Genomic DNA, 1,294 nt, shown 5'->3' with positions numbered 1-1,294 from the left:
ACTGCCCTCGCCCCAACCCTCTCTTGCTTCGCAAGCAATGCTTGTCCCAAAGGAAGAGGGAGCATATCGGCGGCTTGCCTTGCTTAGTTCGCTACACAGGGCTTGAATCCGGGTTGTTACAAATTTTTTTCGCTATAAATTGCCCGCCGAACCGACCCCATACCAACGCCCGATCACACCCAACCAAGAGACCACACCCTTGCCCGCACAACTCCTCTCCCCCCGCTACCTCGGCCACTGGCTGCTCTCCGCCCTGCTCTGGTTGCTCGTCCAACTGCCGCAACCGCTGCGCATGACCGTCGGCGGTGTGCTTGGCCGCCTGCTCTACCGCCTCCTGCCGTATCGCCGCAAAATCAGCGAAACCAACCTGCGTATCGCCTTCCCCGACCTTGACGACACCGCCCGCGCCCGCCTTTTGCGCGAACACGCCAAAAGCGTTGGCCGCGGCATCATCGAAACCGGCATGGCGTGGTACCTCAGCGAAAAAAAACTGCGCGCGTTGTCGCGCTTTGAAGCCGACCCCGAATCACTGGCGCTGCTGCGCGACCCCGCCGCGCCCGTCGTCCTCATCGGCTCGCACAGCACCCTGATGGAGCTGGGCGTGCGCCTGCTCGGCCTCTACGTCGCCGCTGGCGGGATGTACCGCCCGCTCAACGACGCCTACTACCACTACTGGATCAAACACCACCGCGCCCGCGCCGCCACCGAACTCATCCACTACAAAGATATGCGCCACACCCTGCGCTTCCTCCAGGGCGGTGGCAACCTTTGGTACGCGCTCGACCAGGACATGGGGCCGCGCGTCAGCGTCTTCGCGCCCTTTTTCGGCGTGGACGCGGCAAGCGTCAACATCCTGCCCAAACTGCGCGAACGCACCGGTGCGCACTGGATCCCGGTCTATATGTGGCGCGAAGCCGACGGCCACTACACCGTGCGCGTCGCCCCGGAAATCCGCCCCGTGGCAGGCGAGAGCGACACCGACGTCATGCGCCGCGTCAATGCCGACTACGAGCGGGAAATCCGCCAACATCCCGAACAATACTACTGGCTGCACCGCCGCTACAAAAACCGCCCGGACGGCAGCCGCTACCCCTACCCGGAAAAACGGTAACAGGACTTGCACACACAAGCCTCTCTCCCGTTGGGAGCGGGGCTTTTCTGTTTACGGGTTATAGCGATACACCTAAGAGCCTGTTTATAATCTCAGTAAGACATAAGAACATTGCGGGATGAGAAAAGTGAACCGCCCCAAGAAATTAGGAGGGAACCCTATCTGTGAGAGGATATTCCCATG

Annotated in this window: 1 protein-coding gene; it reads left to right on the top strand. The window is 61.3% G+C overall.

Annotated elements, in window-relative coordinates:
* Positions 1–199 precede the first annotated feature (199 nt).
* Positions 200–1,111, top strand: a complete 912-nt coding sequence (locus Q0349_RS09495; RefSeq protein ID WP_298080647.1) for a lipid A biosynthesis acyltransferase — start codon at positions 200–202, stop codon at positions 1,109–1,111.
* Positions 1,112–1,294: the final 183 nt, after the last annotated feature.

The organism is uncultured Cardiobacterium sp., from assembly GCF_938028185.1.
In the GTDB taxonomy this organism is placed as follows: Bacteria; Pseudomonadota; Gammaproteobacteria; order Cardiobacteriales; family Cardiobacteriaceae; genus Cardiobacterium.
Note: the sequence above shows the minus strand (reverse complement) of the source record. Positions and strands in the feature narration are given on the sequence as shown.